Raw genomic sequence first — 13,536 nt, 5'->3', positions numbered from 1 at the left:
TCTCATTAATTACAAACTAAGAAAAGCATACGCAAAAGCAAGTACCGAAGAGATAATTCCTGCCATAAAAATGGTGTAGGTGATAGAAAGCAATTTATATTTTCTGTCTAAAACTTTCCCAAGGAAATACAAATCTTTCACCATAGAATCGTAAATATAATCTCTGTCTTTGATGAGATCATGCATTGAACTCAGATAATGGTCAAATTTCATCTGATGGAAATTTCCGAAGAATAAAAGATTCACTTTTCGGTCTTCAATATCCTGATTGGTAAAAGTAGTTTTCGTCACATTCGGTTTTGTAGAAAGAATGGCAAAAATGATCGTCATAACGCTCGAAATCAACAGGAAAAAAGTTGGGATAATCAAATGTGCATTTTTCGGAGTATCTAATTTCGGAACCAAAACAGACAAACAGACCGAAATGATAATCGCATTTACCGAAAGCAAAATATTTGCCTTGCTATCTGCAATATCACTCAATCTTGTATGATTATTTAAGGTAACTCTGAAAAGCGTGTCTACACTTCTGTCAGACTTTTGGTCTTTATCTTTCTTGGAGTCAGAATTTTCTTTCTTAGGTTTTTCTTCTTTTTCAATTTTATCAATCTTCTTTTCCAATTTTTTTACGTTTTTCAGTTTCAGCGGCTCCCAGTTTTCTTTGGCGTAATCTGTAAAATATTTGTGCTTGTTTTTCAGAAAATCTACATTCATCACGTTCCATTCGTCATTAGAAAAGCACATTCCGCCGGTCAATTCCCATTCTTTACGAAGAGCTTCTGCAGTATCATTATAAAATGGACTTGCAAAGTGACTAAAATCCGCATCTTTCATAATTTGCTCGAGAAAATTTTGAGGCTGATGATATTTTTCGGTAGAAAGAATCAGTTTTGAAACTTCATCAATATATTCTCGTGAAGCATTCTCACGAAGCAGAAATTCTGTTACAATTTCCACTCCTTTTTTCTCATGACCTTCTGCATTACAATCGGTAAAACCAACGTCATGAAACCATAGTGCAAGTAAGATTTTTTCTCTGTCTGACTCAGAAACTTCAGAGTGACTGATAATCTCTTCAGCCTTGTTGACAGCGTATGTGGTATGTATAAAATTATGATAAAAATATACAGAAGATAACTTATCTTTGAATAAGTTTTCAACGTAATCTTTGGCTTTGTTTAAAACGCTCATTTCTGAATTTTTCTTAATGTAAATGTATGAATTTATCCTTTAAATTTGATCGAAAAATATTCTCGGCGAGTGCGAGAGTTATCCTTCTTTCCGGATTTTTGTTTTCGTGTGCAACCTATAACGTACAAAAAGGAAAAAACGTGCATGAAATACAAAATTCTGACATAAGAACTGAAAATGATTTTAAAATTTTCCTCGTTGGTGATGCCGGAAACGCAGATGAACCGCAAGCGCAGCATACTTTAAATTTCATTAAAAATAAATTAGATTCGGCCGATAAAAATTCAATGCTTCTGTTTTTGGGAGATAATATTTATCCGCTGGGAATGCCAAAAGAAAGTGATAAAGGGTATCCTTTGGCCAAACAAAAATTAGAAAATCAATTATCGATTACCAAAAATTTTAAAGGAAAAACACTGGTAATCCCAGGAAATCACGATTGGTATCACGGTGTGGAAGGTTTAAAAGCTCAGGAAGAGTTTGTAAAATCTTATCTGAATGATAAAAAAGCTTTTTTACCTAAAAACTCCTGTCCGATTGACGATATTAATTTAACTAAAGACATCAAACTGATTGTTCTTGATTCTGAATGGGCTCTTATAAATTGGGACAAATATCCGGGGATCAATAAAGGCTGCGACATCAAGACGACAGCCGATTTTTATGCCGAGTTTAAAGATTTAATTACAAAAAATCAGGATAAGAGAATCATTGTGGCCGTACATCATCCCGTCATCAGTTCGGGCGTTCATGCAGGTTTCAATTCTGCAAAATCTCACCTTTCCTCTTTTCAGGGTAAACTTCCAATTCCGGGAGTTGCAAGTTTAATTAATGTTTTGCGAAGTTCTTCCGGAGCGAGTATGGAGGATATTAGCAATGCGCATTATGCAGAGTTTGCCAATAGAATCAAAAGTATTATTCAGGATAAAGAAAATGTGATTCTGGTTTCCGGGCATGACCATAATCTACAATATCATGAAGACAAAAATATCAAGCAAATCATCAGCGGTGCGGGTTCTAAAACCGATCCTTCGACAATTGCTCAAAAAACAGATTTCTCCTATGGAGGAAGCGGATTTGCAGTTTTAAATCTCAGAAAAGATTTAAGTTCGGATGTTGAATATTTTTCGACCAAAAACAATAAACTTGAAAAGCTGACTCAGATTGCAGTTCTTAAAAAACCAGAAGAGTTCCAAAATAATTATCTGGATAATTTACCCGTAACCGTAACATCTACGATTTACTCCGAAAGACAGACTAAAGCAGGAAAATTCTACTCTTGGCTTTGGGGAAATCATTACAGAAAATACTACGCACTTCCGATTGAAGCCAAAACAAAAAATCTTTCAGACATGAATCCCGGATATTCTCCTGTCAGAGAAGGCGGTGGAAATCAGTCGAACAGTCTGCGTCTTAGAACCAACGACGGACAGGAATTTGTGATGCGTGGAATCAAGAAAAGTGCAGTCCGTTTTCTGAATGCTCAGGCTTTCAAGAAAAACAGTTTCGGAAGCGAACTCAACAATACATTTCCGGAAAGATTTTTACTCGATTTTTATACCACAAATCATCCTTTTACAGGTTTTGCGGTTAATAATATGATTGACAAGTTGGATATTTTCCACAGCAATCCTGAATTATATTACATTCCAAAACAAAAATCTTTAGGACGATACAATCAAAATTACGGTGACGAACTGTATATGATTGAAGAACGTTTTTCTTCAGATCCGAAAACTTTGCAGTCATTGGATAATGCATTAGACATCGTTTCAACTTCAGATGTTCTGAAAAATATGCGAAAAGATGGTAAATATTCAGTAGATCAGGATCTTTACATCAGAGCAAGAATTTTTGACATGCTGATCGGTGATTGGGACAGACACGAAGATCAATGGAAATGGGCAGAATACAAAGTTGGTGATAAAGTGATTTACAAACCAATTCCGCGTGACAGAGATCAGGCATTTAGCAATTACGATGGGGCAGCTTTTAAAGTCTTGATGAATATTCCTGCAATCCGTCACATGAAAACATTTAAAGACGATATAAAAAGCGTACGATGGATGAACATGGAGCCTTATCCTATGGATTTAATTTTCCTGAAAAATGCGAATCAGGAAGACTGGACGGCTCAGGCAAAATACATTCAGAAACATTTATCAGATACCGATATCGACCGTGCATTTGATAATTTACCTAAAGAAGTTCAGGACGAAACCATTACAGATATTCAAAGAAAACTGAAGCTGAGAAAAGGCAAATTGGAAGATTATGCAACGAGATATTTTGATGTTTTGCAGGAAAAAATTCCTTTAACGGGAACGGTAAACAAAGATAAATTTGTAATCACAAAAACAGGAAATTCTGTTGAAGTAAAACAATATCAATTAGACAAAAACAAAGGTGAAGAGCTGGTTTTTGAAAAGAAATATGACGATACCAAAACCAAAGAACTTTGGATCTACGGTTTGGAAGAAGATGATATTTACGAAGTTTCAGGAGAAGGAACATCGAAAATAAACATCCGATTAATTGGTGGTTACAATCATGACACCTACAATGTAGAAAATGGAAGTAAGGTAAAGATTTATGATTTTAAATCACAGAAAAATACCTACAACGCAAAATCCGCAACTAAACATATCAGCAATGATTATGACGTCAACACCTACAACTGGAAGCACCCGAAATACAATTTCTTTGCAGGTTATCCAATGGCCAATTTCAATCCTGATGACGGCGTGATTCTAGGAATTGTAGCAAACTATACAGTCAATAATTTCATCCGTGACCCTTTCACCCAAAAACATAGTTTAAGCGCTAATTTTTATACTGCAACTGGCGGATTTAATGTTGGTTATAAAGGAATTTTCAAGAAGGCAATCGCTGGTTGGGATGCAGGAATAGACGCCACCTACACCACTCCGTTTTTTGCAAGAACATTCTTTGGTTTGGGTAATGAGAGTTTGAATGATGCTGATGAAGACAACCGAGACTACAACCGAGTGCGAATTTCTCAGTTTAAATTTGCGCCATCCATTTCAAAAACGAGCTGGCTGAATCTGAAACATCAGTTTCAGTTAAATTTTGAACATGCTAAAGTGCAGTTCAATGATGACCGATTCATAGCTGTTTCTCCAGATGTAAATCCTGAAGTTTTTAATGGACAACAATTTGCGGGCGCAAACTATACGTTTAGTTTTAAAAATTTAGACAATAAAGCCTTCCCTACTTTAGGTTTGGAAATGATTTTAAATGCAGGCTGGAAAGCCAATCTATCAGAATTTAATCAAAACTTCGCCAACTTCAACGGAACTTTAAATCTATTCCACAGAATTGATAAGCGAGGAAAATTTGTATTTGCCAACTCGAGCAACGCAATGATTATTAACAATAATAATTTTGAATTCTACCAAGCTGCAGCCATCGGCGGAAACAACGGAATGCGTGCTTACAGAAATGAAAGGTTTGCAGGGAAATCATATTTCGCCAATAATTCTGAAATCCGCTGGAATTTCGGAAGAGTAAAAAACAATATCGTTCCTACGAACTTGGGAATTTTAGTCGGCTACGATTTAGGAAGAGTCTGGAAAGACGGTGAACAATCCGACAAATGGCATCAAGGAGTCGGTGCAGGTTTCTGGATGAACATTCTGGAAACGTTCTCTGCGAGAGTGGATTATTTTACCGGGGAAGATGGCGGAAGGATTTCCGGTGGTGTGGGGTTGAGTTTTTAGAGTTCAGTACAATTTATGCTCTAATTAGTAATCAGAATTTATATTAATTAATAATCACTTGGCCATTGGAATCATAATTATAAGTCCATTCACTACTACCATTTCCTGGAACTGATTGTGGATTTTGAAGATATTCAATAGTGTAAGACATTTTTCTGTAATTGTTTGCCGACAAACTTTTGACAAAAAAATTTTCATTCATCAGATATAATTTTTTATACGGATTTTTAGCAGTATCAAAATTAGAATAATATATTGTTGTCAATTTGTTACTTACATTACTTGATTTTTCTAACTTCTCACTTTTTATGAGATTTTTGGCAGAATTAAAATAGTAAGTATCATAAGTATCCCAAGAGTACCTTTTTGTATGAACTAAGATTTTATCTGCCTCATAAGAAAAATTTTTCTCTGCAATCAGTTCATTATACTAGCTGTACATTTCAGACTTTTTCAATCTATCATTATCAAACGTGTTAATGACTTTTTTAATATCACCATCAGTCTCAGAATGTTCAATAATAACTTGATTAGCCGAATAAGATAATGTTGAATACGGGCTATTAGAAAACATTTCAATTCCATTATACTGTTTTACCAGTTTTCCGTTCATTCTCTTTAGCTTTCCATTTTCATAAAAGAATTCATAATACCAATTAGAGTTTAAACTCCCTACTGTTGGCAACTCTGCATAATATGTAAGAATCTTGTTGGGTTCTAATAATGCTGAATCATTGAACTGATTTTCTGAAGAGTCATCATTTCCACTACAAGAAGTTAAGCAGAGAATAAATAAAATATAAAGGTATTTTTGCATAAAATTGTCAATTGGATGCAAAGATATTATTTTAAATAACTTAAAAAAGTTTACAATTTAAAATTATACACATTCCCTCCCGTTTTCTTATCCTTTTCATCAGCAATTAACAACGTTTTATCATCAACAAAAACGACCGCTTCCTTTTGCGAATTATGATTCAATGGTATTTTCTGGACTTTGGCTGTACTAAAATCATTTGCGGTAAATCCGGAAAGTAAGTTGATATTTTTATGATTCAGCAAAGCAATCTGATTTTTTGAATTGATGGTTGCTGAAGTAATTGCTGCATCGCTGTAACCTCCTTCAAGTTTCAATTTACCAACCAATTTCGCTTCAAAATCACCTTCTTTATTAGGAATCTGGAAAACCAGAAAAGTTCCGTCAAAACCTTTGCTTCTGTTTTTGGTGAACAGGTAAAAACTGCCGTCTTTCTCTACAAAAGCTTCACAATCGTACAGTAAATTTGATTTTTTAGGCGGAAACTCAGTCTGTCCTTCGTAATGAAATTTCGTTGTCTGAATAACCTTTGTAGATTTCTGAGAATCAGTTTTTAAATCTAATTTTAAAATGGAAAGATTTTGTCTGTCGTTTTCATTATTTCCGAAATCTCCGATGTAGATATTTCCGGCTGCATCTTTTGTAATATCTTCCCAATCATTGTTTTCAGCGTTTTCCACCAAAACGTCAGCGATTTGCTCGCCCTTTCTGTTCAGCCCGTACACTACATTTTTATTTCCTGCATCTTCGATGGCCCAAATGGTTTTCTGATCCTGCGAAAGAGCAATCCCAGAAACTTCTTTCAGTTTTTTGGGAAGTGAAAATTCTGTTTTCAAATCGTCCTGTGATTGGGTTACTGAATCCTGAGCTTTCGGATTACAACTTAATAACATGAAAGCGAATACAACAAGAATGCGCATAATTTTATTTTTTTAATTTTTTAAACTGAAAAAAAGAATACCTAATATTTTTCTCCAGTTGATTGATGATTTGCTGATGATGTAGAAAAAAACCGGCTGCCAATCCCATCAAACTTCCGATAATCGTATCGAGTAATCTCGCCTCCATGAGATTTTCAACATCATGATGAATAGGACTTCCCGCTTCTATTAAAAGTAAGGTAAGTGGTGTAATAAAGATCACGGCCAAACCATAATTTCTCACAATCATTAATTCTACAATGAACTGTAAAACTACGATAATTCCTATCATTAGAATCTTTTCAGGATCAAAAAGTAGAATCAGCGAAGCTAAACCGAGACCAATAAAAGTTCCGAAAATCCGGTGCATATTTCTTTGGCGTACATGCTCGAAATTCCGTCCCTGAATAATGGCAACGGTGGAAATAGAAATCCAGTACGTATTCTGAAATTTTAAAAGATGACCGACAATTAATGTCAGCATCATGATTAAACCAATAATCGTACTTTCTACAAATTTGGTATATCTTTTTTTCTTAAAAACTCTTCGGGGAACAGTCACCACTTCACTCTTTTCAACAAAAACGGAATAAATAAAAGCCAACGAACATGATAAAATGGCTCCCATTGCGACTAATCCAACTCTCATAGGAATCATTTCCAAATCAAACTGAAAAGTACTTGCCATTGCCGCAAGCATAATGAAGAAAAAATTTCCCGGCGGTGGAATTTTAAAATAAGAAGTAATAAAATGTGACAGAAAAGAAACAATCCCGAAGGACAAAGCCGCCATATAAATATTAAAGCTAAAAAAAAGACTGATGGTAAAGGAAAAAATAATTCCGAAAGCGCAGACCGCCAGATGAATCATTCGCTGACTGATCGGTGCTGTAGTGAAATACAAGATCGTCAACGCACCCAAACTCGACAGACTTCCGTAGTTTGGTTTTCCGGAAAACCAGCCCAGCAAAAGCGGCGTACCAATGCACAAAGCCGCAAGAAACGGAAAATGCCATTTTCTTTCGGTTTTCTTAATTTCAATCAGATATTGAAATCGGTTTTGTGCTGAATGATCGGTTTTCATTTATTCAAAACGTTTTGCTTTTTCCCAGAGAACATCCATTTCTTCCAAAGACATTTCTCCCAATTTTAAATTTTCTTTTAATGCTAAATTTTCCATCTTTTGGAATCTTGAAATGAACTTCAAATTGGTTCTCTCTAACGCAGAATCTGGATTTAAACCAGAAATTCTGGCGTAATTGATTAATGAGAAAAATACATCTCCTAATTCCTGTTCTTTTTTATCTGAATCGGTTTCATCATGAAATTCCTGAATCTCTTCATCGACTTTTTTCCATGCATCTTCCGCATCATGAAATTCAAAACCAATTCCTTTCACTTTATCCTGAATTCTGTACGCTTTTACCATACTCGGTAAACCTTTCGGAACTCCGCCTAAAATAGATTTATTTCCCTCTTTCAGCTTCAGTTTTTCCCAATTCTGTTTTACCTCTTCTTCATCTTTCACTTCGACATCACCATAAATATGAGGATGACGGAAAATCAGTTTTTCATTTAAAGAATTAATAACATCAGCAATATCAAAACTCTGTTTCTCCGACCCTATTTTAGCATAAAAAACCAGATGCAGAAGTACATCACCGAGTTCTTTTTTAATTTCAGTTAAATCTTCCTGCAATAGCGCATCTGAAAGTTCATACGTTTCTTCCAACGTCAAATGACGAAGCGTCTGAAGCGTCTGTTTCTGATCCCACGGACATTTTTCACGAAGGTCATCCATAATATCCAAAAGTCTTCCAAAAGCTTCGAGTTTTTCCTGTCTGGTGTTCATAATTGAGAATTAAAAAGTGGTACAAATTTAAGTAAATCTTTATTAGTTCTTTTGTCTTGAAACAAAAGAACCAAAAGTTCAAGACTTGGAAACTTCCGCTAAAAATTAAAAGTCAATCCTAAAATTCCCAAAACTTGCGCGAATTCTAAATCAATTCTTTAGTTCAAAATTGATATCGCGCTTCAAACAGTGGGAATTTTTTAACGGATTAACTTTTAATTTTCTTAACGCTCCATTTTTCTAAGTCAAATTTTTTAGCCCAAAAACAAAAAACCTCATCATCGCTGATAAGGTTTTGTATAAATTCAGATAAATTAAATTATCCCATTTTTCTGTGTGTACTTTTTGTAGCTGCTTTTGCTCCTGTACTTGCTTTTACTTTTGGAGTTGCAGGCTTGTCAGCTTTTGGAGCTGCTTTTTTCGGAGCTGCTTTATCTGCAGTGATATCACCTTCTGCGCTTTCTCCTTCTACAGTTTCAGGCTCAGCTTTTACGAAGCTTTCTGGAGTAACATATCCTGCTTTGTGAAGGATATTATACCATTGAGCTAATTTTTTGATATCAGAAAAATATACTCTTTCTGTATCGTAGTTTGGAAGTGAAGCTCCCATAAATTCTCTCAACTCATCTTCAGTAGATTTGTGAGAAATTGTTTCTTTGTACTCGTAGTTTTTAGCAATATTTTCAAAAACTTCAAATAAAGGAACTTCTTTATCGAATGTAAACATTGCAATATTATCTAACAAGCTCACTTGACTTGAGTTACCGATGCTTACCTTCTTTTTTGTTGTAACGTCTTCAATAATAAATCCGTTTTTCAATTGCGAAACTAATTTGTAAAGACCTGGTTTACCAGAAATCGAAATTATTTTTTCTAACAGCATAATCTTATTTTTTTTAAATTTTTAGCAATCTGCTCAAGACAAACTGCAGTTTATTATTTATTTACTTATTTTCTATTTTACTATTTTGGAAATCTCATTTTGTAGCTGATCGATACATCACCTTGAGAAATTTTAACCAATTTACCTTTTACCAATTTTTTCTTTAAAGAGCTTAAATGATCGGTAAACAGCGTCCCTTCAATATGATCATACTCATGCTGAATTACGCGGGCTCTAATATCGGAAAAAGTTTCTTTATGCTTAACAAAATTTTCGTCATAATATTCTATAACGATCGTACTTTTTCTTTTGACATCTTCTCGCACATCAGGAATCGAAAGACAGCCTTCATTAAATTTCCACTCTTCCCCCGATTCTTCAAGAATCTGAGCGTTGATGAATACTTTCTTGAAGTCTTTTAACTCTTCAGCAATATCTTCATAATCTTCATCGCCTGCCAAAGGCGAAACATCTACGATAAACAGACGGATGTCTAAACCAATCTGTGGTGCTGCAAGACCTATACCATTGGCACTATTCATCGTATCAAACATATTGTCGATGAGTTCCTGCAAACCAGGATAATCTTGATCTATTTCTTTTCCTACTTTTCTCAAAACAGGATCTCCAAAGGCTCTAATTGGTAAAATCATCTTGTTCTTTGTTCTAAAAAATTTTGCAATATGATGGTTGCACTTACTCTATCTATTAATCCTTTCTCCTGTCTCTGTTTTTTACTTTTTCCGCTTTGGGAGATAAAAAACGAAGCCATTTTTGACGTAAATCTTTCATCCAAACGATGAACCTGAATATCGGGAAACTCTTTACCGAAAAGTTCTATAAATTTCAGAATATCCGTTTCCACCTCAGAAAGATTTCCCCGCAAATCTATGGGAAGACCTACTACAATGTCTTCTACTTTGTTTTCATTGAAATATTTTTTCAAAAATCCCATCAAAAACTTTGTTTCTACAGTCTGCAGTGCACTAGCAATAATCCTCATATCATCGGTCACCGCAATACCACAACGAGCCTTTCCGTAGTCTATCGCAAGGATTTGTCCCATAAGTCTGCAAATTTAAGAAATTTTAATGATTTTATTCATAACGCAGTTTTTTTTATAAAATGATGTTACATTCCATATTTTTTTTTATAATTTTAATATTCCAAATTCAGAACTATGAAGAAACTCATCTTGGTAAGACACGCCAAAAGCGACTGGCCGGAAGAAACCGAAGACTTCGACAGACCATTGGCAGACAAAGGGTTACAAGATGCCTTGAAGATGTCTAAATTCTTAAAGAACAGCAATGTTGCTATCGATTATTTGGTCTCAAGCCCTGCGGTGAGAGCACTGAATACCTGCAAAATTTTTAATCAAACCTACAGGCTCAATTATATTACGAACGAAAAATTATACAATCCTTCTGAAAATAATTTTCAATCGGTGATTTATGATTTGAATGATAATGTCGATTCGGTCGCATTTTTCTCACACAACAACGGAATTTCAAATTTCGCCAATTCTATTTCGGAAGATATTTTTCATTTTCCAACGTGTGGTGTTGCGGGTTTTGAGATTAACTGCGATTCGTGGTCACATTTTGATGGTGCTGATAAGAAACTTTTGTTCTTTTATGAACCGAATAAGCTCTAGCTATCTTAATTTTGAAATTTAAATTTCTATATTTTTCTATTCTGATTTTTATTTTTTCATGTCAAAATAAAGAGAATACTTATTTTCAAAGTATTGCTATAAATGATGTAAAACTATCACGTCCACGCTCTAGCGAATGGAGATATAATCACAAAGAAAAATTTCAGACGTTTGACGATTTTCAAAAATTAAAAAAGATAAAACCTGAAGCAGAAAAAAATATAATTTATTTGCAGCCTATTGGAGAATTTAATGATTTACAAGAAAAGCAAATTGAGCTTACGAAGGAATATTTAAAAATCTATTTTCAGCTGGAAACAAAAATTCTTCCAATTATTTCTAACGAAATCTTCCCAAAAAACGTCCGAAGAATTTCTAAAAATGAGCAGGAGCAAATTCTCGCAGGTTATGTTTTGGACAGTGTTTTAATTAAAAGAAAACCAAAAGATGCAGCTGTTTTAATGGGAATTACAGAAAAAGATTTATTTCCAAAACCTGAATGGAATTATGTTTTCGGACTGGCTTCATATCAAAACGGTGTAGGCGTAACTTCGATGTACAGATTTGCTGATGGAAATTTATCTGAATCTAATTTCAACCAAAGTCTGGAAAGATTAATAAAAATCAGCTCGCACGAGATTAGTCACATGTTTGGAATCAGCCATTGTCTGAACGCAAACTGCGTGATGAACGGTACGAACAGCCTTAGTGAAACGGATGTTCATTTCGCAAGAGCTTGTTCGCTTTGTCAGTACAAACTCAATTCAAGTTTAAAATATGATGATAAAAAACGCCTGCTTGAGTTGAAGAAATTCTTTGAAGCAAATTCTTTTAACGCGGAACTTTCAAGAACAGAAAAAGATTTAAATTTAATTCAATAAAAAAACGGACTAAAGCCCGTTTCCTTGATTTTATTTCTAAAATTAATTATTTTCTTTTCAAATCTAAATCATCAAAATCAAAACTAAAATCTGTAATATCTGAAATTGCTTTCATCTTTGCAGATTCTGCTTTTCCATTTTCATCGTAGCTGAAAATAATATAGGCATCAGCATCATAGCTTCTGTCATCCCATTTGATAATAAATGAATTGTTTGAATAAGGAAGCAGTTCACCTTTCAACCTTGGAGAGTTTTTACAAGAAATTCTGTACGTACTTCCTTGCTGAGCAATTTCTACGTCACCAAACCATACATCATTATATTTCCCAACAAATTGTTCTGCTTTTGGCTGAAGGTTTTTATCTTTTTTAAATGCATCAGATTTCGCAAAGGCTTCTTTCTTTTGTTTTTCGTATTCTGCGTTGGCTTTTGACATTCTTTCACCGTAGGTTTTCAGCCAATTTCTGTCGGCAACGCCTAAATAAGAATCTTTCAATGTATTCGTAATCGTGTTGAAAGCTGCACCAGACTGTTGATTGGTTAAAACAACAATCCCTAATTTCATATCCGGAATTAGAGTAAACTGAGTCACTGTTCCTATCAATCCACCTGTATGCTGAACTTGTTTATGACCTTTTACATCACTTAAAAACCAACCCAATCCGTAACCGTAAAAACCTGTATCATAAGGATTTTTCATCGCAACCGGACTTGCTATCTGCAAATTCCAAAGCTGCTGAATCTGTTTGTCTGAAACCAATTTTTTTCCGTCTTTGGTTGTAAATCCATTTAAAAGAAATTCTGCCCAAGTCGACATGTCTTTGATGTTGCTCATGATACCTCCAGCAGCGTTTGCTGTTTCATTCCAATCGTGAGGAACAGCGATTACTTTTCCGTCTGCTGGTGCGTGAGCATCTATTTTATTAGCAACAGCTTTTGCCCTGTTGTAACTTCCGAAACTTGCATTCATTCCAACAGGTTTCATAATTCTCTGTTCGATAAATTCTGCCCAAGTCAATCCGGAAACTCTGTGAATCACTTCTCCTGCAACGATAAACATCACATTATTATAATCTAAAGTTGTTCTGAAAGGATTTTCAGGTTTTAAATATCTTACGTTATGAACAATGTCGTTAACTGTTAAGCTTCCACCTTCGGGAAAAAACATTAAATCTCCTTGTCCAAGACCTAAACCAGCTCTGTGTGTAACTAAATCTTTTATGGTTACATTTTGAGAAACGTAAGCATCGTTCATCTGAAATTCAGGAATGTATTTTGAAACTTTATCATCCCAGTTCAGTTTTCCTTCATCTGCCAAAATCGCTAAAGCGGTACATGTAAATGCTTTTGAATTGGAAGCAATTCCTACCAAAGTAGTGTCATCCATTGGCTGCTTAGACGTCAAAGACCGTACTCCAAAACCTTTTGAATAAATTATTTTACCGTCTTTGATTACACCAACCGACATTCCCGGAACATCGAAAGTTTTTAAAGTATTTTGAATAAGTTCATCCAATTTTTTTTCTTCAACCTGCGCAAACGAGATAAAAGAGACAAGAACAAAGAATAGAGATAGCTTTTGCTTCATTTTTTTA

The 13,536-nt window shown here is 34.6% G+C and carries 13 protein-coding genes; 3 read left to right on the top strand and 10 right to left on the bottom strand.

Annotated features, from left to right (window positions below; genetic code table 11):
- Positions 1 to 9: 9 nt before the first annotated feature.
- On the bottom strand, positions 10 to 1,191 hold the full coding sequence (locus EAG08_RS14740) for a Pycsar system effector family protein (RefSeq protein WP_129536097.1): 1,182 nt from the start codon (positions 1,189 to 1,191) through the stop codon (positions 10 to 12).
- A 26-nt stretch (positions 1,192 to 1,217) separates the two neighbouring features.
- Here EAG08_RS14740 and EAG08_RS14735 point away from each other — a divergent pair, with 26 nt between their 5' ends.
- Positions 1,218 to 4,931: a metallophosphoesterase gene (locus EAG08_RS14735; protein ID WP_129536096.1), complete on the top strand. Its 3,714-nt coding sequence runs from the start codon at positions 1,218 to 1,220 to the stop codon at positions 4,929 to 4,931.
- A 43-nt stretch (positions 4,932 to 4,974) separates the two neighbouring features.
- Here EAG08_RS14735 and EAG08_RS14730 read toward each other — a convergent pair whose 3' ends face one another.
- The 8 genes from EAG08_RS14730 to ruvX form a co-directional block, all read right to left on the bottom strand.
- Positions 4,975 to 5,196 carry a hypothetical protein gene (locus tag EAG08_RS14730; RefSeq protein ID WP_129536095.1) on the bottom strand — a complete coding sequence of 74 codons (222 nt, stop codon included), beginning with the start codon at positions 5,194 to 5,196 and terminating at the stop codon, positions 4,975 to 4,977.
- A gap of 165 nt (positions 5,197 to 5,361) precedes the next feature.
- Entirely contained in the window at positions 5,362 to 5,748 is a 387-nt protein-coding gene (locus tag EAG08_RS14725) for a hypothetical protein (protein ID WP_129536094.1), read from the bottom strand.
- Positions 5,749 to 5,798: 50 nt separating this feature from the next.
- Positions 5,799 to 6,668, bottom strand: coding sequence for a hypothetical protein (locus EAG08_RS14720; protein WP_129536093.1), 870 nt, complete (start codon positions 6,666 to 6,668; stop codon positions 5,799 to 5,801).
- A gap of 4 nt (positions 6,669 to 6,672) precedes the next feature.
- On the bottom strand, positions 6,673 to 7,752 hold the full coding sequence (locus EAG08_RS14715) for an FUSC family protein (RefSeq protein ID WP_129536092.1): 1,080 nt from the start codon (positions 7,750 to 7,752) through the stop codon (positions 6,673 to 6,675).
- The gene (mazG, locus tag EAG08_RS14710; protein ID WP_129536091.1) at positions 7,753 to 8,520 is read right to left on the bottom strand and encodes a nucleoside triphosphate pyrophosphohydrolase; all 768 of its coding nucleotides are present in this window, start codon (positions 8,518 to 8,520) and stop codon (positions 7,753 to 7,755) included.
- Between the two features lie 319 nt (positions 8,521 to 8,839).
- On the bottom strand, positions 8,840 to 9,403 hold the full coding sequence (locus tag EAG08_RS14705) for a DUF5606 domain-containing protein (RefSeq protein ID WP_129536090.1): 564 nt from the start codon (positions 9,401 to 9,403) through the stop codon (positions 8,840 to 8,842).
- An 80-nt stretch (positions 9,404 to 9,483) separates the two neighbouring features.
- Positions 9,484 to 10,056 (bottom strand): peptide deformylase, encoded by a 573-nt coding sequence (gene def, locus EAG08_RS14700; protein ID WP_129536089.1) that lies wholly within the window; start codon positions 10,054 to 10,056, stop codon positions 9,484 to 9,486.
- Positions 10,053 to 10,469, bottom strand: coding sequence for a Holliday junction resolvase RuvX (gene ruvX, locus EAG08_RS14695; RefSeq protein ID WP_129536088.1), 417 nt, complete (start codon positions 10,467 to 10,469; stop codon positions 10,053 to 10,055). The genes def and ruvX overlap by 4 nt, the downstream gene beginning before the upstream one ends.
- A 114-nt stretch (positions 10,470 to 10,583) precedes the next feature.
- Here ruvX and EAG08_RS14690 point away from each other — a divergent pair, with 114 nt between their 5' ends.
- Positions 10,584 to 11,060 carry a SixA phosphatase family protein gene (locus tag EAG08_RS14690; RefSeq protein ID WP_129536087.1) on the top strand — a complete coding sequence of 159 codons (477 nt, stop codon included), beginning with the start codon at positions 10,584 to 10,586 and terminating at the stop codon, positions 11,058 to 11,060.
- A 230-nt stretch (positions 11,061 to 11,290) separates the two neighbouring features.
- Entirely contained in the window at positions 11,291 to 11,941 is a 651-nt protein-coding gene (locus tag EAG08_RS14685) for an archaemetzincin (protein WP_228446589.1), read from the top strand.
- Between the two features lie 46 nt (positions 11,942 to 11,987).
- Here the strand turns inward: EAG08_RS14685 and EAG08_RS14680 are convergent, their stop codons facing one another.
- Positions 11,988 to 13,529, bottom strand: coding sequence for a serine hydrolase (locus tag EAG08_RS14680; RefSeq protein ID WP_129536085.1), 1,542 nt, complete (start codon positions 13,527 to 13,529; stop codon positions 11,988 to 11,990).
- Positions 13,530 to 13,536: the final 7 nt, after the last annotated feature.

Origin of the sequence: Chryseobacterium sp. 3008163 (genome assembly GCF_003669035.1) — a bacterium.
GTDB lineage: Bacteria > Bacteroidota > Bacteroidia > Flavobacteriales > Weeksellaceae > Chryseobacterium.
The sequence above is the reverse complement of the archived record's forward strand: the minus strand, read 5'-3'. Positions and strand labels throughout refer to the sequence as shown.

Coding starts and splice junctions, on each gene's coding strand:
- EAG08_RS14735 (WP_129536096.1), top strand. CDS start 1,218: ATGAATTTATCCTTTAAATTTGATCGAAAAATATTCTCGGCGAGTGCG.
- def (WP_129536089.1), bottom strand. CDS start 10,056: ATGATTTTACCAATTAGAGCCTTTGGAGATCCTGTTTTGAGAAAAGTA.
- EAG08_RS14715 (WP_129536092.1), bottom strand. CDS start 7,752: ATGAAAACCGATCATTCAGCACAAAACCGATTTCAATATCTGATTGAA.
- mazG (WP_129536091.1), bottom strand. CDS start 8,520: ATGAACACCAGACAGGAAAAACTCGAAGCTTTTGGAAGACTTTTGGAT.
- EAG08_RS14690 (WP_129536087.1), top strand. CDS start 10,584: ATGAAGAAACTCATCTTGGTAAGACACGCCAAAAGCGACTGGCCGGAA.
- EAG08_RS14680 (WP_129536085.1), bottom strand. CDS start 13,529: ATGAAGCAAAAGCTATCTCTATTCTTTGTTCTTGTCTCTTTTATCTCG.
- EAG08_RS14705 (WP_129536090.1), bottom strand. CDS start 9,403: ATGCTGTTAGAAAAAATAATTTCGATTTCTGGTAAACCAGGTCTTTAC.
- ruvX (WP_129536088.1), bottom strand. CDS start 10,469: ATGGGACAAATCCTTGCGATAGACTACGGAAAGGCTCGTTGTGGTATT.
- EAG08_RS14740 (WP_129536097.1), bottom strand. CDS start 1,191: ATGAGCGTTTTAAACAAAGCCAAAGATTACGTTGAAAACTTATTCAAA.
- EAG08_RS14720 (WP_129536093.1), bottom strand. CDS start 6,668: ATGCGCATTCTTGTTGTATTCGCTTTCATGTTATTAAGTTGTAATCCG.
- EAG08_RS14725 (WP_129536094.1), bottom strand. CDS start 5,748: ATGCAAAAATACCTTTATATTTTATTTATTCTCTGCTTAACTTCTTGT.